Consider the following 19,865-nt stretch of genomic DNA (forward strand, 5'->3'; position numbering starts at 1 on the left):
TTGTGCACTTAGAATATAATGGTTATCTAAATAATTAAATATCTTCCATCAAGCTGGTTTTGGTGATAAGATAAGAATGTAGGTAGTTCGGTCTAATAACATAAAATGAACGGATCCCTGAATTACATCAAAAATAACCATATATCCCTTAGGGGTGCACTGGTCTCAGTAGCTCAGCTGGATAGAGCAACGCCCTTCTAAGGCGTCGGTCGGGGGTTCGAATCCCTCCTGGGACATACACAAACTTATAAAGGCTATACAAGTTGAATCACTGACTTGTGTAGCCTTTTTTGTGTTATTAAATGTTAGCGCAACCTGGTTCAAAGAGTTTTTGAAGGCTAGTACAAAGCGTAAAGTTGCATTCTGAATTAAGAATCCTAAACACTTTATATCGAAAAATTATTAGCCTAACATCTAGAAACAACCCTTCTCCTAGTTTGAACTTTAAATAAGAGCATTAGAAAAAAAGGAAGTCCAAAATAGGACTTCTTTTTCTAATGAAATATATTCTTTTTATGCCACTTGAAATACGGTTTATTCTCTTCATATCGAGCAATCTTCTTTTTTTGATAGATATTGTAAATTAAATAATCATCCTCTGGAATAGAAGCAGAAATATGTAATCTTCCTTGTCCATCAAATGCAATATAACCTTTATTATATAAAGCATCATGATTACAGCAAAGGAGTATACCGTTATAAGGATCTATCCTTTCATTATGCGTACTATCTTTCCAAGGTTTAGAGTGACTTGCTTGAAGTAAATCTGGTAATACAATATCGCACAAAGCACATTTATTTTCCCACAATGGCAATAAGTCTTCCCTAAACTTTTTTTGGCCTTTACGTATCTTTAATTTTACTTCAGATTCCATTTCAGCAATCATTGGAATAATGGTGTTACGCTCCGTACGGCGTACTGTACCAATTGCTAATTCAAGCTGCTCCACATCTACTCGGTAGATGTTCAGATCACTTATAAGTTCTAATAATTTTATGACAAGTTGTTCATTACAAGGATATAAATAACCTGAATTTCCATTTCCATCCTGTTGAAATGGTGAATACTTTATTGGAAGCAGTGTTAAAATCTCATTGAAGTTTAAATGGACATTTAAAGGCTCTTCTAATTCATGATATTCTAGCTCTACTGAATATCCATTATCAGACGAGTACTTATGACTTTCCATACTTAAAGTCTTAGATATTACCTGACATCCAGTTTTAGCAACACTAATCGCAACAATATTTCCTTTGACATAATGAAAGATACGGTCTCCTTCATTTACTTCCTTCATTCTTAGCCATGAATGGGGTACTTGTCCTCCACTGTCTTTTTGTGGAGACCTAATAATACCTAATTCTCTTTCTTCCTGATATGTTTCTCCTTGCATAACAATGAAGCTTTTCATTTATAGAACACTCCCTAAATTACAGTTCAATTCAAATACCTCAAAAACCTAATACTATTCGTAATTTACATTATTTCCGTAACTATAATACCTTCACTTTAATATAACAACATTACAATAGATTCTTAACCCAATTATAGCATTTCAGCTATGATTGAGTTACGTATTGAAAAATGGTACCTATTCGCTCTGCAATTACCTTAATATTATCTTAAACATAGTATACTTCAAACAAGCTCAGTTTACTTTGTCATAAAAAAATCCCCCATTCAATAGAATCGGAAGATAGTTTCGTGTCTGACTTTGCATAAAATGATAGGGATAAAAAAAGGGACTAAGTCTCGGACCGAAGTCCTGACTTAATCCCTGTCTAATCACAAACTCTTATTTACCAAGAGTTCATAGCCTTTAATATTATGTCCCAGGAGGGATTCGAACCCCCGACCGACGCCTTAGAAGGGCGTTGCTCTATCCAGCTGAGCTACTGAGACAAGTACTCCCCCACCTAAACTGATAGGAAAGACAAGATTTATTATATAATGATAATGAAGTTAAGTCAACACTATTTCAAAAAATTATAAAGTTACTTTTTCAAGTAGTATATGTTCATCTGAATAAAACAGAACTGTCCAAGAATCCTCGTTTTTTTCAGCTATTGCGTAGCTTTTTTCTTTACGTCCACGAGGTTGCTGAAGACTGCCAGGATTGATAAATAAAATACCTTCCTGCATTTCTGCTCCAATTAAATGCGAATGACCAAAACAAACTACTGAGGCTTGTACTTCCTTTGCTCGATAAAAAAGAGGCATTAAAGTCGATTTTACATTGTATTTATGACCATGAACTACAAGTACTTTGGCATCTTGGACAGAAAATAACTCCTCTAGAGGAAATCGATCATCTATATCGCAATTTCCACGAACAACATGAATAGGAGTATCAACAAAGTAACTTGCATTTAACTCACTATCCCCACAATGAATAATCGCATCCACTTCCTGTTGGTGTTGCTCAATGACTTTTTCCATTATGTTAGTTGCACTATGTGTATCACTCATTATTAATAGCTTCATTTCCCTCACCTATCCTTCAGAAATTATTTCTTTCAGACCCAATGAAAGTTTTTTTATCGCATTGCCTCGATGAGAAATAGCTCCCTTTTGCTCCGCTGTTAGTTCAGCCATCATTTTTTGTTGGGAGGGAACATAAAAGATTGGGTCATATCCAAATCCATTCGTCCCTTTTCTTTCGGTCCCAATTATTCCCTCACATGTTCCTCTGACAGTGAAAGGTTCTTTGTTTGGGGATGCAACGGCAATAGCACATACAAACCGCGCCGTTTTTTCTGATTCTTTGATACCTTCTAGCTCTTTAAGCACTTTATCGATATTTGCTTCATCACTTTTCTCTTCGCCTGCATAACGGGCAGAATAGATACCTGGACGCCCATCAAGTACGTCAATCTCTAAACCACTATCATCTGCAATAACCATCGTTTGTAAGTGGTTTGCTAAGGAAGTAGCTTTTAATAATGCATTTTCTTCAAAGGTCGCGCCTGTTTCCTCTATATCCATTTCTTCCGCCACATCATGTAGCGTTTTAACTTCATATCCAAGTGGGTTAAACAAAGCCTCAAAGTCTTTGGCTTTCCCTATATTTTTAGTAGCAATAATAATCTGTTTCAATGATATCTCGTCCTTTTTCTCTAATTTTAAAAGCCAACTTACCTAAGGGTGTACATTAGGTGTATTAACAATACCCTGCAAGCAAAAGAAGACCCCGCTATTCGAGGATTCTCAAGCTAACAGGGTCATTTGAATGAAATTGTTCGAACATCTGCACTCTGTATTTCCAACCATTTCTCTACGATCGTTTTAAATATTGGCACAGAGCCTGTCGTATAAAATATTGGTGTTTCTTTCTGTTTAATTGGATTACTAAGTTCATGGTAATTTAGATACTCTTTTACATCATGAGCAGTTTCTTCCGCAGAAGAAAGGACATTTACATGATTCCCAACTGCCTCTTCAATATGCTTTTGCAAAAGTGGATAATGCGTACAACCTAAAATGACGGTATCAAATTGCTCTTTCTTTAGTGGCGTTAATGTTTCCATTACCATATTTCGAGCAAATTCACCTTCGTATTCATTACTTTCTACAAGTGGTACAAATGTGGGGCATGCCAGTGGAATCACTTTACTAGACGTATTTAAAGAAGCAATGGCTTCCTCATACGCACCACTTTTGATAGTACCGCTTGTACCTAGCACTACTATTTCACTGCTTTTTGTTGCTTTAATCGCCGCTCTAGCACCAGGGAAAATTACACCAATAACAGGAAAAGGCATCTTATTACTTAAAGAATTGAGTGCTACTGCAGTTGCAGTATTGCACGCAATTACTAGCATTTTGATATTCATTTTTGCTAAAGCATTAGCCATTTGCCAGGTAAATTTTCGTACCTCTTCGCTTGTTCTAGGACCATACGGGCATCTGGCTGTATCACCAATATAAATTATTTTTTCATTCGGTAGTAATTGCATAATTTCTTTCGCAACTGTTAACCCACCAACTCCAGAGTCTATAACACCAATTGGGGCTTTCACGTCAATTCCTCAGTTCTTCATCTCTTGATGTAATTTTTCTAATAATATGGATAAATTTGCAACTTCAGCTTGATCAAATTGTTGAAGTACATCCTCTAAATACTGTTGTCGTTTATCTATAACTTCTTCTATAATTCGTGCGCCCTCTTCTAACAAATGTATACGAACAACACGACGGTCTTGTTCATCCCTTATACGCTTTACAAGGTCACTTTTTTCCATACGATCAATTAAGTCCGTAGTTGTACTAAAAGCTAAATACATTTTATTGGATAAATCTCCGATAGTCATATCACCAAGCTCGAGTAGCCATTGAAGTGCTACAAACTGTGGAGGCGTAATAGTGTAGGCACTTAAAATCTGTCGACCCTTTTGTTTAATGATTCCAGATATATGTCGAAGCTCTTTTTCTAAAAAAGCAACTTGGTCCTGATCTAATATTGTCTTATTTATATCCTCTGCCATCTATTCCTTCACTCCTCAAAACAATAACCTTCTTCTATTATTGTGACGTGTTATGAGGAAAATGGCAAGGATTCATATCAATTCAACGATAGTTCACCTAATCGTAATAATTCTACAATCGCTTGAGACCTACCCGAAACTCCTAGTTTTTGTATTGTATTTGAAATATGGTTTCTAACTGTTTTCTCGCTTATCGATAACAAAGCTGAAATTTCTTTCGTAGAATTATCTTCTACTAATAATTGAAAAATTTGACGTTCCCTACTTGTCAAAATCGAACGATGCTGATTATTGTCGTACAATGCCATAGCCCCCTATCCACTCTCCTACTAACGTATGTAGCACGGGGATGGTAGGTGACGGCTAGTTAATACTCTTTTGAAAAACTTCTCGTTCTTCTTTAGACCATTTTGCAGCACGACCAGTATTCTTATCAATTTGAACAATGGATCCACGTCCAGTAAAGACAATTTCACTTTTTTCGTTCTTCGCCATGTAATGTATATCCACAGAGGAAGAACCAACGGAATTTGCTTTCACATAGATGTGGAGCAACTCATCAAAGAATACTTGTTTTACATAATCACATTGCAAATCAGCGACTACCGGAATTTTTTCTCCCTTTGGATTTAACCAGTCATTCATGAGTTGAATATGCTTAAAGTATTCAATTCGCGCATACTCAAAATAAGCAAATGTAACTGTATTATTCAAATGTCCATACATATCCGTTTCTGAAAAACGTACACTAACCTCTGAATAAAAACGGAAGTCCTGCTCCCATGACGCACTATCTTCTATGTATTTAGCTTTCATAAATTACACTCCCTTTAAAATGAATGAATATTCATTTATTGTAACAGAGAAAGAAAAAATCTGCATAGAATAATAATATTCTACACAGATTTTCTTATAGCATCAATTGTCTAGCTTCAGCGCCTTGCTCCTGCGCAAAGCTCGTCGCAGAAAAACGTTGCCCCTCGAGGTTAAATGCGAATCTTTTCCGTCCAAACAAGTTGGACTGCAAATCTTCCCATTTACTTGTCGGGGCATACATAGGCGCTTACGCATTTCTATTAATCAACCATACGGTCGCTTCCGAAGAAGTCTTTGAACATTTGAACAGTAGTATCACGGTTCAATGCAGCGATAGAAGTTGTAAGTGGGATGCCTTTAGGACAAGCAACAACACAGTTTTGTGCGTTACCACAGTTCGCAAGACCACCATCTCCCATAATTGTATTTAAACGTTCATCCTTGTTCATAGAACCAGTTGGATGTGCATTAAATAAACGTACTTGTGAAAGCGGTGCTGGTCCCATAAAGTTAGAACTACTGTTTACGTTTGGACAAGCTTCTAGACATACACCACAAGTCATACATTTAGACAATTCATATGCCCATTGACGTTTGCGTTCTGGCATACGAGGTCCTTCTCCAAGATCGTATGAACCATCGATTGGAACCCATGCTTTTACTTTTTTCAAAGAATCGAACATGCGTGTACGGTCCACTTGAAGATCACGTACAACCGGGAATGTTTTCATTGGTGCTAATTGGATCGGTTGTGTCAATTGATCGATTAATGCTGAACAAGATTGACGTGGACGACCATTGATCACCATTGAACACGCTCCACATACTTCTTCCAGGCAGTTCATATCCCAAGTTACAGGAGTTGTAGATTTACCATCTACATTTACCGGATTTTGACGAATTTCCATTAACGCCGAAATAACGTTCATATTCGGACGATAATTTACTTCGAATTTTTCCCAATATGGTGTAGATTCAGGAGTATCTTGACGTAAAATCTCAAATTTTACTTTTTTTGTTTCAGTCGCTGTTACCATTATTAATTGTCCCCTTTCGCAGAGTAATCGCGTTTACGAGGTGCAATAAGAGATACGTCTACTTCATCATAATGGAAAACTGGAGCCCCTGTAGCTGGATCAAATTTCGCCATAGTTGTTTTCAAGAACTCTTCATCATTACGTTCTGGGAAATCAGGTTTGTAATGCGCTCCACGGCTTTCATTACGATTAAGCGCACCTAATGTAATAACGCGTGCTAAATATAACATATTTTTAAGTTGGCGTGTAAATGATGCACCTTGGTTAGACCATTGTTGTGTATCATCCATATTTATATTTTCATATCGCTCAAGCAATTCTTGAATTTTCTTGTCAGTTGCTTCTAGTTTGTCATTATAACGAACAACAGTAACGTTATCCGTCATCCATTCACCTAGTTCTTTATGAAGCAAGTACGCATTTTCTGTACCCTTCATAGAAATAGTTTGATCCCATTTCTCTTGTTCTAACTTTAATTCTGCTTCAAATATAGAATCATCCAAATCGATTGCATGAGTTTTTAGTTCACTCATGTATTTAACTGCATTTGGACCTGCAACACTGCCGCCGAATACAGCTGAAAGCAATGAATTTGCGCCTAAACGGTTTGCGCCATGTTGAGAGTAATCACACTCACCTGCAGCAAATAAGCCCGGAATATTTGTCATTTGATCATCGTCAACCCAAAGACCGCCCATTGAGTAATGCACTGCTGGGAAGATTTTCATCGGTACTTTACGAGGGTCATCACCAGTGAATTTCTCGTAAATTTCAATAATACCACCAAGTTTAACATCAAGTTCATGTGGATCTTTGTGCGAAAGATCAAGATAAACCATATTTTCTCCGTTAATACCAAGTTTTTGGTTAACACATACATCAAAAATTTCACGTGTTGCAATATCACGTGGAACTAGGTTACCATATGCAGGATATTTTTCTTCTAGGAAATACCAAGGTTTGCCGTCTTTGTAAGTCCAAATACGACCACCTTCACCACGAGCAGATTCCGACATTAATCGTAATTTGTCGTCACCAGGGATTGCTGTTGGGTGAATTTGGATAAATTCTCCGTTTGCATAATAAGCACCTTGTTGATATACGATTGAAGCAGCAGAACCAGTGTTAATAATAGAGTTAGTAGTTTTCCCGAAAATAATTCCAGGGCCACCAGTAGCCATAATAACAGCGTCTCCACGGAATGCACGAATTTCCATAGTTAGAAGGTTTTGTGCTTTAATACCACGACATACACCTTCGTTGTCTTTAATTATTCCAAGGAATTCCCATCCTTCGAATTTTGTAACTAGACCGTCTACTTCAAAACGACGAACTTGCTCGTCCAGTGCATACAGAAGTTGTTGACCAGTTGTTGCACCAGCAAATGCTGTACGATGCATCAATGTTCCACCGAAGCGGCGGAAGTCTAATAATCCTTCTGGAGTACGGTTGAACATAACACCCATACGGTCAAATAGACTAATTATTCCAGGTGCAGCATCTGCCATTGCTTTTACTGGTTTTTGATTTGCTAGGAAGTCCCCACCATATACAGTATCATCTAAATGTACTGCTGGAGAATCTCCTTCACCCTTTGTATTTACAGCTCCGTTAATACCGCCTTGTGCACAAACAGAGTGTGAACGTTTTACAGGAACTACAGAAAATAGATCTACGTGCGTGCCATCCTCGGCAGCTTTCATTGTTGCCATTAAGCCAGCTAATCCACCGCCGACAACAATCAGTTTACTTTTTGCCATGTTATTCTCACTCCTCAATTTAATAGTAGTTGAACGTCTTTACAGTTTCTTAAACGAATGCTAGAAGAGCTTGTACGCCAACTACAGATAACGCTAAGAAGATTATTAATGTTATATAAGTTGCAATTTGTTGCGATCTTGCAGATTGTGTAATACCCCAGCTAACTAAGAACGACCAAATACCATTAGCTAAATGGAAAGTAGCTGAAATAACACCTACGATATAGAAACCTAACATCCATGGGTTAGATAAAATCTCTTCCATCATGTTAAAATTAACTTCTTTTGCTCCAATAGCAGCTTGGAAGCGTGTTTCAAAAACATGCCAAGCGATAAATACAACTAAGAAAATGCCAGTAAAGCGTTGCAAAATAAATAAATAGTTTCTCAATGTACCAAAGTTCTTTGGATTATGTTTTGCAGTAAATGCAATATAAATTCCGTAAAATGCATGGAACATTAATGGTAAATAGATCACAAAGATTTCTAAAAATAATTTAAAAGGTAAACTCTCCATGAAGTGAGTTGCACTATTAAATGCTTCTGGACCTCTCGTAGCAAAATGATTTACTACTAAATGCTGCGTTAAAAACAGACCTACTGGAATAATTCCAAGTAAGGAATGCAGTCGACGCCAATAAAATTCGCGCTCGTTCGACAAAACAATTACCCCCTCAAATTTTCGACTGAAAGTTTGAATACTATCGCAAAAAAACAATTGTTAACAAAACTTTCACATCATCAAGTTACGTATTTATGACATATCCATTGTACTCTCATCAATTTGGAGCGTCAAGGTATCTTTCTGGAATTTCAATTGGATTCCTATACCTTTTTTGGATAATAATTTGTTTAATTAATCACAAACTATTCAGGTCCCCATTCCTAATTTTTTTGTGATAAAATAAATATGCAATGATGATTTTTGGAAAGAAGGGCTGCTACTTGAATGAAAAGGAACATTCACATGTAACTTCCTTTGGATATGAGTTAATAAGAGACCACGTGCTTACTTCTATTCTCGGAAAACATGAAAAAGATATATTATATTGGGCTGGGAAAGATTTAGCTCGCAAATTCCCCCTTTATTCAATGGATGAAGCCGTCACGTTTTTCAATGAAGCTGGATGGGGCACTTTACATTTAGAAAAAACTACAAAAGATTCAGCTTTCTATACGTTAAGTACATATAATCTACCTCAGAGTGGACAAAGTAGAAGTCATCGATTAGAAGCAGGTTTTTTAGCTGAACAACAACAAAAGCTTACTGGCTATTTAACCGAATGTTATGACGAGGAAGTTAAAAAGAACGGATTAGTCTCTTTACAAATAAAATGGGATTCTAAAACTAAAGGGTAGCAGGTTAGTCAATTTTTGACTTTTCCTGTCACCCTTTTTCAAAAGATTAGCGTATATAAAAATGTTCTTCAAGATTTCTAATATTTGTAGAAGGGCGACGGACAGGCAACCGCCATAAGATTACCTAGAAAATAAGGCTGGTCGTGACGCAGTCACGACCAGCCTTATTAAAAATCAAACGGTAATCCTATAGCAAAACGTCTGTCCTAAGCACTTCTAAAACGATAGAAACAGGATTTTGACATAAAAGGACCGGGCCTCTTTTTTGCCCGGTTTTTATTAACAATTAAGAAAAAATGTTTAAACTGATTGATGAGTTAACGCAAGATCGAACTCGTCATGCAAGGCATTAGCAGCATCAATCATATGTTGCTGAGGTACAACAACTGACACTTTTATCTCAGATGTACTTACCATCTTCACAGGAATATTCTCTGTTCTAAGTCGATCAAACATTTGAGCTGCAACACCTGGGTTCGATACCATACCAGAACCTACAATAGAAACCTTTGAAAGTCCTACTTCAAAATCTGCGAAGGTAAAGCCAAGCTCTTGTTTATGTGTTTCTAAAACTGTAATCGCTTCAGCAAGAGATTCCTTTTTAATAGAAAAAGAAACTGCTGGCTTCACTCCATCAACTATCGACTGAACAATTATATCCACGTTTATATGATTTGCAGCTAGAGTTGTGAAAATAGAAGCTAATGAGCCATTAAATGGCACCTCATATTCTATAGTTAATCGAACGATATCGGATTCAAACGCTACCCCACGAACTACTAAATTATTTTCCACATCTACTTCCTCCTTCAAAATCGTTCCTTCTCCATCTTTATAGCTTGGACGTACTCGTAATGGTACCTTATAGTTTTTAGCAAATTCAACAGCACGCGGATGTAATACTCCTGCGCCTAAATTAGCTAGTTCTAGCATTTCGTCATATTCAAGTTGTTCAAGTTTCCGAGCATTCTCAATATAACGCGGATCTGATGTATAAATACCATCAACATCCGTATAAATATCGCAAATTTCCGCTCCGATAGAAGCAGCAATAGCTACAGCAGTTGTATCAGATCCCCCTCTGCCAAGGGTCGTAATCTCTCCTGCTTCTGATATTCCCTGGAAGCCTGCTACAATAACTACTTTATTTGTGGCAAGTAGACCGTCAATTTTAGAAGGGTCCAGTTTTAGTACCTTTGCATTTCTATGTACATTATCTGTTATGAGACCTGCCTGAGCCCCTGTTAGAGAGATCGCATCTATCCCAATTGCATTTAACTTAATAGCTAGTAAAGCCATAGTAACTTGCTCTCCATTAGATAATAGCATGTCCATTTCACGTTTTGATGGTGATTCCGCTAATCCGAAAGCAAGGTTTGATAATTCATCCGTTGTTTTACCCATTGCAGATACAACAACGACAATATTATGACCTTTTTCTTTTTCCAGTTTCACTCGATTCGCAACATTTGCAATTTTTTCTGTTGATTCAACTGAAGTACCGCCAAACTTCATTACAATTTTAGTCATGAACATCCGCTCCCTTTTTTAACGCGCTTTAACGCGCAGTAAGACTCCCACTTTAACGACTCCATCAGTGCACAATAGACTTAGTGGGAGAATAACTGCCCGTAAAAGCCCGAATGGTTCAACTAACAATTAGTTAGGGATGAAGAACCCCCCCACTGATTGTCGTTTCTCTTTACCTGAAAGGATCAAAAAATGCTTTCCACATATTGTGAAAAGCATTGTCTCATACACGGTCCAAAAAATCTGCCCATGTGAGATAGCCCTCCAGAATATAAATTCTGACAATTCTACATCTATTAAATGCAGAACCAACAATAGAATAGGAAAAGCTATTCTATGTTTCGGCGAAAGACCCTTTCCTCAGCTATTCTAGGAACTTTCCTTCCTCCTGCTGAGTACTGATGTCTAATCGCACCTCTATCTTCACTTAAAATCAGTGAATATTAAATTATACTTCGGCGTAATTGCATCCAAATTTTAAATTGCGTTTTGGCCTACGTGATGCAGGTCAGGTAGCCTTTTTCGCATAAATGCGACTTACTTAGGCTAATACCCTTTAAAACTCTCTTCAAAATCTGTAACATTTGCCAGAGACTTAAATTGAACCAGCAGTTTTTATTTGCATATTTGCAATATTCTTGTACTGATTCAAGTTAAATTCATTCAAATATAGCATATGATTATTCAGAAGACAATACATTTTTCTGAAAATGATTAACCATAATCTCTGCTTGCTTACTTGGAAGACCCGCTTCCATAAACTCCTCTTTACTAGCTGCTTGTATTTTCTTTAAGGAACCAAAATGCTTTAATAATAACTTTTTCCGCTGAGGCCCGATACCTTCTATACCATCTAGCGAAGATGCAATAGTATGCTTTCCTCGCTGCTGCCTATGGAAAGTTATAGCAAAACGATGGACTTCATCTTGAATACGTTGTAGCAAATAAAAACCTTCACTAGTCCGCTTCATCGGTATTAGCTCCAAAGGGTCTCCGTAAATAAGCTGGGAAGTTTGATGCTTGCCATCCTTTGCAAGACCTGCAATTGGAATATCTAGCCCTAGTTCATCCTCTATAATTTCGCGTGCAGCTTCAATTTGCCCTTTTCCCCCATCAATAATTATTAAATCAGGTAGCGGCAAATTTTCCTTAAGTACTCTAGTATATCTTCTACGTACAACTTCACGCATCGCTCCGTAATCATCATGTTTTGCTGCAGTTTTTGTTTTATATTTACGATAATCCTTTTTACTGGCCCTGCCATCAATAAAAACAACCATTGCTGATACTGCATCAGTCCCATGAATATGCGAGTTATCAAAAGCTTCAATACGCATAGGCGGTGCAATCCCCATTGAATCACCAAGCTGCTCAACTGCTCCTATCGTCCGTTCCTCTTGTCTTTCGATTAAATGGAATTTCTCCGTAAGAGCTATTTGGGCATTTTTTTCTGCTAATTTTACTAAATTTTTCTTCGTCCCTTTTTGCGGAACGAAAACCTTCATTTCTAAAAGCTTTGAAGCCAAGTCGATATCCGTACTTGTAGGAACATAAATTTCTTTTGGTTTAATATGTTCCGACTTCGCATAAAATTGACCTAAAAATGTTATAAACTCCTCTTCAGGATCCCGGAAAATAGGAAACAGCGAAACGTCTCTTTCAATAAGCTTCCCTTGTCGTATAAAGAATACTTGAACGCACATCCAACCTTTATCTACATGGAAACCAAAAATATCTCTGCTTGTGAAATCATTCATCGTCATTTTTTGTTTTTCCATTACTAGTTCGATATGTGAAATTTGATCGCGATACTCTTTTGCTCGTTCAAATTCAAGTGCTTCTGCAGCTGAATTCATTTTCGCAACCAATTCTTTTTTCACTTGAGTATGCCCACCATTCAAGAAACTTATAATTTCATGAATAATTGCATCATAAGCATTCTCTTCAATTTTTTTCACACAGGGAGCTAAACATTGTCCCATATGGTAGTATAGACAAACTCTATTTGGCATCTTTTGACATTTTCGAAGTGGATACAAACGATCAAGAAGTTTTTTCGTTTCATGAGCCGCATGAGAATTTGGATAAGGTCCAAAGTATTTCCCCTTATCTTTTTTTACCTGTCTTGTAATGATCAGTCGGGGATCTTTTTCAGCAGTAATTTTAATATATGGATACGTTTTATCATCTTTTAACATAATATTATATTTTGGATCATGCTTTTTAATAAGATGGAGCTCTAGTATTAAAGCTTCCAGTTCAGATGAAGTTACGATATATTCAAAGTCAACAATTTCTTGCACTAATCGGAGCGTTTTTCCATCGTGAGCTCCTTTGAAATAAGAGCGCACCCGATTTTTTAATATCTTTGCTTTGCCGACATAGATAATAGTTCCTTGTCGGTCTTTCATTAAGTAACATCCTGGCTCATCTGGAAGGATAGCACATTTTTGTTCTATTAAATCATTCATATTATCACCCGTTTAAAAAAACCGGGCACTAAGAGCACCCGGTTTTATATTATGCGTTTTTTTCTACAAATTGGACTAATGCTTCTTTTGGTTGGAACCCTACTGCCTTATCTACTGGTTGCCCATCTTTAAATAATACTAGTGTTGGGATAGACATAATACCAAATTGACTTGCAGTCGCTTGGTTTTCATCAACGTCTACTTTTACGATTTTAACTTTGTCGCTCATTTCAGCGTCCATTTCTTCTAATACAGGAGCAATCATTTTACAAGGTCCGCACCATGTTGCCCAAAAATCTACTAATACTAATCCTTCTTCTATTTCTGAATTAAAAGTTTGATCTGTTCCGTGAACTATTGCCATATTAAAATTCCTCCTTTGTCTACTATGTAATGATTATAACAGACAGAAATATCAACATCTACATATTAGCTTGAAAGAGAAAAGTCCAACCCCTTCAATGAAAGATCTGTCTCGAATCGTTTTAGGGTGACTTTGGTCAAACTAATGCTACATCATTTCGAGAATCTTAAATGATGGGTCGTGACCCTCGAAAAAAGTCTGCAAGAAACTGAATTCAGTAGTGATATTTATTTCTAATAAATCAGTAACAAAATGTACTTAGCTCGATAATCCATATGCTTTATATCAAAAGATGAGACTGTCCAAAATATTGTACTTTTGGACAGCCTCCTTCAATTATTAAGCGTTTACTTTTAGTTTTTTGAACTCTTCCGTAAGCATTGGAATTACTTCAAACAAATCTCCAACGATACCATAGTCTGCCACTTTGAAAATATTTGCTTCTGGATCTTTGTTGATAGCTACAATAATTTTCGAGTTAGACATACCAGCTAAATGCTGAATCGCTCCGGAAATACCTGCTGCGATATAAAGGTCTGGAGTTACCACTTTACCAGTTTGTCCAATTTGTAACGAATAATCACAATAGTCAGCGTCACAAGCTCCACGAGAAGCACCAACTGCTCCACCTAATACATCTGCAAGCTCTTTTAAAGGTGCGAATCCTTCTTCACTCTTAACTCCACGTCCACCAGCAATAACAACTTTTGCCTCTGATAAATCCACACCTTCTGTAGATTTACGAACTACTTCTTTAATAATTGTACGAAGGTTTGTAATATCTACCGACAAGGAAGAAACGTCAGCTGACTTACTGTCATCTTTTGCAAGTGGAGCAATATTATTAGGACGGATAGTGATAAATTCAATACCAGCCTTCACTTTTACTTTTTCAAAAGCTTTACCTGAATAGATCGGGCGGATGAAAACAGCTGCATCGCCTTCACCTTCGATAGAAGTTACATCTGATACTAAACCAATTTGCAGCTTACTTGCAATTTTCGGAGATAAATCTTTCCCAAGAGCTGTATGACCAATTACGATTGCCTCTGGATTTTCCTGCTCAATCACAGCTAACAATGCTTGACCATAGCCATCTGAAGTATATTGTTTTAAATGTGGATGCTCTACAGTAATAACACGATCAGCTCCATAATTTCCAAGCACAGCAGCTAGCTCTCCCACTGAATCTCCTAATAGAACGCTAACAACTTCTCCACCGCTAGAAATTTGTTTAGCAGCAGCTATAGCTTCATATGATACGTTACGAAGAGCACCTTCACGTGCTTCTCCTAATACTAATACTTTTTTAGACATGCTTTTTTCCTCCTAATATTAAAATTAATTCGAACCAAATATGCCTCGGCATACCTGCCTCTGCGCAAACTCGTCGCAAAATAATATTTACTGAATGAAGTTAAACGACTTTCGCTTCCGAGTGAAGTAAATGAACTAACTCTTTTACTTGATCAGCTAGCTCGCCTTCTAATACTTTTCCAGCTTCCTTTTTAGGAGGTAAATAAATTTCGATTGTTTCAGTTTTTGCTTCTACATCATCTTCATCCATATCTAAATCATCTAATTCAACTTCTTCTAAAGGCTTTTTCTTCGCCTTCATAATTCCTGGAAGAGATGGATAGCGTGGTTCATTTAGACCTTGCTGAGCAGTAACCAATAATGGCAATGAAGTTTCTAATACTTCCGTATCTCCTTCAACATCACGTTTAATAGTCACTGTAGTTCCATTAATCTCTAAGTTTGTAATAGTAGTTACATAATTGATACCAAGGCTTTCAGCAACTCGTGGTCCTACTTGTCCTGATCCACCATCAATCGCTACGTTACCCGCTAATATTAAATCCGGATTTTTATCCTTTAAGTATTCCGAGATAATATGAGCAGCAGTAAATTGATCCAACTCTTCTACATCATCTTCTATATTAATAAGGACCGCTTTATCTGCGCCCATTGCTAGTGCTGTACGAAGTTGCTTCTCAGCATCTTCTCCACCCATTGTAAGAACTGTTACTTCTCCACCTTGAGCATCACGAACTTGGATCGCTTCTTCAATCGCATACTCATCATAAGGATTAATGATGAATTCCGCTCCATCTTCTTGAATTTTCCCCCCGCTAACAACGATCTTCTCTTCTGTATCAAATGTACGTTTAACTAAAACATAAATATTCATTTAGATATCCTCCCAATGTAAATTATTATTTACCTTTAAATACAGGTTCTCTTTTTTCAATAAACGCAGAAATGCCTTCTTTTGCATCCTCTGAAACAAATACAGTTCCAAAAGCATTTGCTTCTGCCTTAACACCTTCATGATATGAAGCTGGTTTAGAATACTGAAGCATTGCTAATGCAGTTTTTACAGCAATTGGACTCTTCTTCGCAATCTTAACGGCAAGCTCTTTCGCATGTTCAAATAATTCTTCTTCCGCGTAAGCTTGGTTAGCAAGACCTAACTGAGCTGCCTCTTTCCCACTAATCGGATCACTTGTTAATAGCATTTCTGCTGCTTTCGCAAATCCTACATAACGTGGTAGTCGTTGAGTACCAGCAAACCCAGGTATTAAACCTAGTTGTAATTCCGGTAACCCAAGTTTTGCATTTTCTGCAACGAGTCTAATATGACAACTCATCGCGAGTTCAAGACCTCCACCAAGTGCAGCTCCATGAATTGCAGCAATTACAGGTTTCGAGAAAGTTTCCACTCTTTCGAAAATTGTTTGTCCACTTGCCGCAAGCTCCGAGAATGCTTCTCCAGACGTTATGGAGGTAAACTCTTTTATATCTGCCCCTGCGGAGAAAAATCTGCCTTCTCCTTTTAGCAAGATTACTCGAACTGCATCATCATTCTCAACTGCATCTAGCAAGTCATTAACTTCTAAAATAACCCCTCTTGCCAAAGCGTTTGCTGGTGGACGATTTAATGTAACAGTAGCTACACCCTCTTCTATAGTCCATGACAGAAATTCCATTTTCTCACTCCCCTTTGTTAACCTTTTACTCCATTTAACAATAGACGATGTACTTTACCTGTTAGATCAACTAAATCGTATTTATGCTCGTTCATGACCCAGGTAGTAGTCGTCTCATCAATTGTACCAAAAACCATTTGTCTTGCTAAGCGAATATCGATCGAATGATCAAATTCTCCCTGTTCGATCCCTTCTTTTAAGATGGTATCTAATAATATTAAATAGTTTCTTAAAACTGCATTAATTCGTAATCGCAATGCTAAATTGGCTTGTCTTAATTCCAACTGGGTGACCGTCGCTAAATGATGATCGCTTGATAACACCATAAAATGATTCTCAATCATTTTATATAGCTTTTCTGAGGAGCTAATGTCCTGTTGAATAATTTCTTTCAAATTTTCCGCAAATATCTCCATTTTTTCTTCAAAAACTGAGACTAAAATTTCTTCTTTGTTTTTAAAATATAAGTAAATTGTTCCGTCAGCTACTCCCGCCTGTTTGGCTATCTTTGAAACCTGTGACTGATGATACCCATTTTCAGCGATTACAATAATTGCTGCGTCAATGATTTGCTTATATTTTGGTTTGTCCTTTTTCAATGTGAATTCACCACCAATTAATCAATTACGCTATGGCATAATTGCGTCCAGATTTTGAATTGAGCTAAGGCCAGCATGATACAGGTCAGGTTGCCTTTGTCGCATGAATGCGACGTTCTTAGGCTAATACCTTTTAAAAAACTCTCTTCTAAATCTATGACATCCGCCGGCTTTTACTTTATTCAGCCTGGGTTGTAATTCTGGTTGAATAAAATAAAAAAATATGAATGATGATTCATTCATATTTTTATATTATATTTAATTTTATAGATTGTCAATAATCAATTAACTTTGTACTACTTGTTTTTGTTTTTGTTTCTCTTTTTCTTCTTCTATTAACGTTCTTCTCAAAATTTTACCTACAGCCGTCTTTGGAAGTTCTGCTCTGAATTCATAGATTCTTGGCACCTTAAACGCAGCCAAGTTTTCACGACAAAATGTATTTAACTCATCTTCTGTCACAGATGCTCCTTCTTTAACTACTATAAATGCTTTTACTGTTTCTCCTCTGTATGGATCTGGAACTCCGGCAACTACACATTCCTGAATTGCGGGATGTTCATATAGCACTTCCTCCACATCCCTAGGATAGATATTATAGCCCCCAGCAATGATTAAATCTTTTTTCCGATCGACAACATAAAAGTAACCGCTTTCATCCATATACCCTAAATCACCAGTTAAAAACCAACCATCCCGCATAGTCATTTCCGTATCCTCTGGTCGATTCCAATAACCCTTCATCACTTGAGGTCCTTTAACTGCAATTTCTCCGATTTCACCAAAAGGTAATGGTGTAGTCGAATCGACTGCGAAAATCGCCGCATCTGTATCCGGCCAAGGAATACCTACCGATCCTTTAATCCGATCCTCAGTATATATCAAGTTTGCATGAGTTACCGGAGATGTTTCAGTTAAGCCGTAACCTTCTACTAATCTACCACCCGTAATTTTTTCAAACTTTTCTTGTACCTCTAATGGTAATGGAGCAGATCCACTTAAACAAGCGACAATAGATGATAAGTCATATTTTTGGATATCCGGATGATTTAATAAACCAATATAAATCGTTGGAGCTCCTGGAAAAATAGTTGGTTTTTGCTTATCTATCGTTTTTAGTGCAGTTTCCACATCAAACTTCGGCAATAATACCATCCTATTACCTAGCATAACAGAAAATACTAAAACAGTGGTCATCCCATACACATGAAAGAATGGGAGAACCCCTAAAATAGTTTCTTCGCCTTCTTTACATTTGTAGTTCCACGCAGTACACATAGTAGTATTAGTTACTAAATTTTTATGTGTAAGCATAACACCTTTTGGAAAGCCCGTTGTACCACCTGTATATTGTAATAGTGCAATATCCTCTTCAAAATCAAAAGCCATACTTATCAGTTCAGCTTTTCCAACCTTCATAATTTCCGGGAATAAATGATTCATCCCTCGATGCTCTACTTTAACACTAAATCCATATTGTTTCTTTTGAATAAAAGGATAAACAAGATTTTTAGGAAATGGTAGGTAATCCTTAATACCAGTAACGATAATATTCTCTAAATCTGTTTCTTTTAATACTTTTGAAACACGTGGATATAATATATCCATTGCTAAAATAACTTTAGCTCCTGAGTCCTTCATTTGATATGCAATTTCTCTTTCTGTATAAAGAGGATTTGTCTGAACAACAATTGCTCCCGCATATAATGCACCGTAGTAACCAATTACCCCTTGTGGACAGTTTGGTAGCATAATCGCTACTCTATCTCCCTTTTGTATACCGAGCGATTGTAAATAGTTAGCAAATTTCAATGATGACTCGTAAAGCTCTTTGTACGATACATCTCTCCCCATGAAATGTATGGCAATCTTTGTTGGAAATTTCTTATACGCTCTCGTTAAGTATTCTTGAACAGGAATGTGTTCATAATCGAGCGTATGCGGAATTTCTGGTGGATATTGCGCTAACCACGGCTTATCTGTCATTTGAATGCCCCCTTGTTTATAATAGCGTGAATATTCCTATTTTTAATTATAGAGAAAAATGAATGACAATTCAATTATTTAATAAAAAGAGTTTTCTTAAATTTTACTAGCCTAACATTACATTTAGACCCTTTCGAAACTGACCAATTAAATAATAATTGCTCCTTAAATAGTAGCTATTAGAATATACTGTTGATTTGCGTTCCAGGCGGACGCTTTCCGCGGGCGAGGCCAACAGGATGTTGGTCACGAATTATTTTAATAACGATGAATTTTTTATATACGGGCTGCACTAAATATTGCAATTTGTATATACACACCAATAGCAAGAAATAAAAAAGACTGCAACGCTCACTCCCTCATCATTAAGATAAAAAGTGCTACATTGCAGTCTTCAAATACGCTATTAACTTATTATATTAATTTGTAACGATATATATTATACCTACTAAGACAAATAGTAGGCCA

At 36.9% G+C, this 19,865-nt stretch carries 18 protein-coding genes, 2 tRNA genes, 1 pseudogene and 1 riboswitch; of the genes and pseudogenes, 2 read left to right on the forward strand and 19 right to left on the reverse strand.

Annotation, left to right across the window (positions count from 1 at the left end):
* Positions 1-162: 162 nt before the first annotated feature.
* Positions 163-236, forward strand: a tRNA-Arg gene (locus KD050_RS02960).
* Between the two features lie 258 nt (positions 237-494).
* On the opposite strand, the gene KD050_RS02965 is transcribed toward KD050_RS02960, so the two are convergent.
* From KD050_RS02965 to KD050_RS03015, 11 genes are all read right to left on the reverse strand, one after another.
* The gene (locus KD050_RS02965) at positions 495-1,412 is read right to left on the reverse strand and encodes an HNH endonuclease (protein WP_211894781.1); all 918 of its coding nucleotides are present in this window, start codon (positions 1,410-1,412) and stop codon (positions 495-497) included.
* A gap of 417 nt (positions 1,413-1,829) precedes the next feature.
* Positions 1,830-1,903, reverse strand: a tRNA-Arg gene (locus KD050_RS02970).
* Positions 1,904-1,987: 84 nt separating this feature from the next.
* Positions 1,988-2,485: a metallophosphoesterase family protein gene (locus tag KD050_RS02975; RefSeq protein WP_211894782.1), complete on the reverse strand. Its 498-nt coding sequence runs from the start codon at positions 2,483-2,485 to the stop codon at positions 1,988-1,990.
* Positions 2,486-2,494: 9 nt separating this feature from the next.
* Positions 2,495-3,097: an XTP/dITP diphosphatase gene (locus tag KD050_RS02980; protein WP_211894783.1), complete on the reverse strand. Its 603-nt coding sequence runs from the start codon at positions 3,095-3,097 to the stop codon at positions 2,495-2,497.
* 125 nt (positions 3,098-3,222) lie between these two features.
* Positions 3,223-4,020, reverse strand: a complete 798-nt coding sequence (gene racE, locus KD050_RS02985) for a glutamate racemase (protein ID WP_211894784.1) — start codon at positions 4,018-4,020, stop codon at positions 3,223-3,225.
* Positions 4,021-4,029: 9 nt separating this feature from the next.
* Positions 4,030-4,485, reverse strand: coding sequence for a MarR family winged helix-turn-helix transcriptional regulator (locus KD050_RS02990; RefSeq protein WP_211894785.1), 456 nt, complete (start codon positions 4,483-4,485; stop codon positions 4,030-4,032).
* 77 nt (positions 4,486-4,562) lie between these two features.
* Positions 4,563-4,787 carry a helix-turn-helix domain-containing protein gene (locus tag KD050_RS02995; RefSeq protein WP_370627162.1) on the reverse strand — a complete coding sequence of 75 codons (225 nt, stop codon included), beginning with the start codon at positions 4,785-4,787 and terminating at the stop codon, positions 4,563-4,565.
* Between the two features lie 61 nt (positions 4,788-4,848).
* The gene (locus tag KD050_RS03000) at positions 4,849-5,301 is read right to left on the reverse strand and encodes an acyl-CoA thioesterase (protein WP_211894787.1); all 453 of its coding nucleotides are present in this window, start codon (positions 5,299-5,301) and stop codon (positions 4,849-4,851) included.
* Positions 5,302-5,561: 260 nt separating this feature from the next.
* Complete coding sequence (sdhB, locus tag KD050_RS03005; RefSeq protein WP_211894788.1) at positions 5,562-6,338, reverse strand: succinate dehydrogenase iron-sulfur subunit; 777 nt, start codon at positions 6,336-6,338, stop codon at positions 5,562-5,564.
* A gap of 2 nt (positions 6,339-6,340) precedes the next feature.
* Positions 6,341-8,098, reverse strand: a complete 1,758-nt coding sequence (sdhA, locus tag KD050_RS03010; protein ID WP_211894789.1) for a succinate dehydrogenase flavoprotein subunit — start codon at positions 8,096-8,098, stop codon at positions 6,341-6,343.
* 49 nt (positions 8,099-8,147) lie between these two features.
* Positions 8,148-8,759, reverse strand: a complete 612-nt coding sequence (locus KD050_RS03015) for a succinate dehydrogenase cytochrome b558 subunit (protein WP_211894790.1) — start codon at positions 8,757-8,759, stop codon at positions 8,148-8,150.
* A 284-nt stretch (positions 8,760-9,043) separates the two neighbouring features.
* Between KD050_RS03015 and KD050_RS03020 the strand changes: the two genes are divergently transcribed.
* Positions 9,044-9,457: a YslB family protein gene (locus KD050_RS03020; RefSeq protein WP_235753908.1), complete on the forward strand. Its 414-nt coding sequence runs from the start codon at positions 9,044-9,046 to the stop codon at positions 9,455-9,457.
* A gap of 300 nt (positions 9,458-9,757) precedes the next feature.
* Here the strand turns inward: KD050_RS03020 and KD050_RS03025 are convergent, their stop codons facing one another.
* The 8 genes and pseudogenes from KD050_RS03025 to KD050_RS03060 all read right to left on the reverse strand — a co-directional run bounded on the left by KD050_RS03025 (position 9,758) and on the right by KD050_RS03060 (position 19,397).
* Positions 9,758-10,987: an aspartate kinase gene (locus tag KD050_RS03025; protein WP_211894791.1), complete on the reverse strand. Its 1,230-nt coding sequence runs from the start codon at positions 10,985-10,987 to the stop codon at positions 9,758-9,760.
* Between the two features lie 249 nt (positions 10,988-11,236).
* Positions 11,237-11,415: riboswitch (Lysine riboswitch) on the reverse strand.
* A gap of 252 nt (positions 11,416-11,667) precedes the next feature.
* On the reverse strand, positions 11,668-13,458 hold the full coding sequence (gene uvrC, locus KD050_RS03030; protein WP_211894792.1) for an excinuclease ABC subunit UvrC: 1,791 nt from the start codon (positions 13,456-13,458) through the stop codon (positions 11,668-11,670).
* 49 nt (positions 13,459-13,507) lie between these two features.
* A pseudogene (gene trxA / locus KD050_RS03035) lies at positions 13,508-13,831 on the reverse strand (thioredoxin); the annotation flags it as partial.
* A 330-nt stretch (positions 13,832-14,161) separates the two neighbouring features.
* Positions 14,162-15,139 (reverse strand): electron transfer flavoprotein subunit alpha/FixB family protein, encoded by a 978-nt coding sequence (locus KD050_RS03040; protein WP_211894794.1) that lies wholly within the window; start codon positions 15,137-15,139, stop codon positions 14,162-14,164.
* A gap of 100 nt (positions 15,140-15,239) precedes the next feature.
* Positions 15,240-16,013 carry an electron transfer flavoprotein subunit beta/FixA family protein gene (locus tag KD050_RS03045; RefSeq protein ID WP_211894795.1) on the reverse strand — a complete coding sequence of 258 codons (774 nt, stop codon included), beginning with the start codon at positions 16,011-16,013 and terminating at the stop codon, positions 15,240-15,242.
* 25 nt (positions 16,014-16,038) lie between these two features.
* Entirely contained in the window at positions 16,039-16,812 is a 774-nt protein-coding gene (locus KD050_RS03050) for an enoyl-CoA hydratase (RefSeq protein WP_211894796.1), read from the reverse strand.
* 17 nt (positions 16,813-16,829) lie between these two features.
* Entirely contained in the window at positions 16,830-17,411 is a 582-nt protein-coding gene (locus KD050_RS03055) for a fatty acid metabolism transcriptional regulator FadR (RefSeq protein WP_211894797.1), read from the reverse strand.
* A gap of 285 nt (positions 17,412-17,696) precedes the next feature.
* Positions 17,697-19,397: a long-chain-fatty-acid--CoA ligase gene (locus tag KD050_RS03060; protein ID WP_211894798.1), complete on the reverse strand. Its 1,701-nt coding sequence runs from the start codon at positions 19,395-19,397 to the stop codon at positions 17,697-17,699.
* Positions 19,398-19,865 lie beyond the last annotated feature (468 nt).

This window comes from Psychrobacillus sp. INOP01 (genome assembly GCF_018140925.1).
Lineage (GTDB): Bacteria > Bacillota > Bacilli > Bacillales_A > Planococcaceae > Psychrobacillus.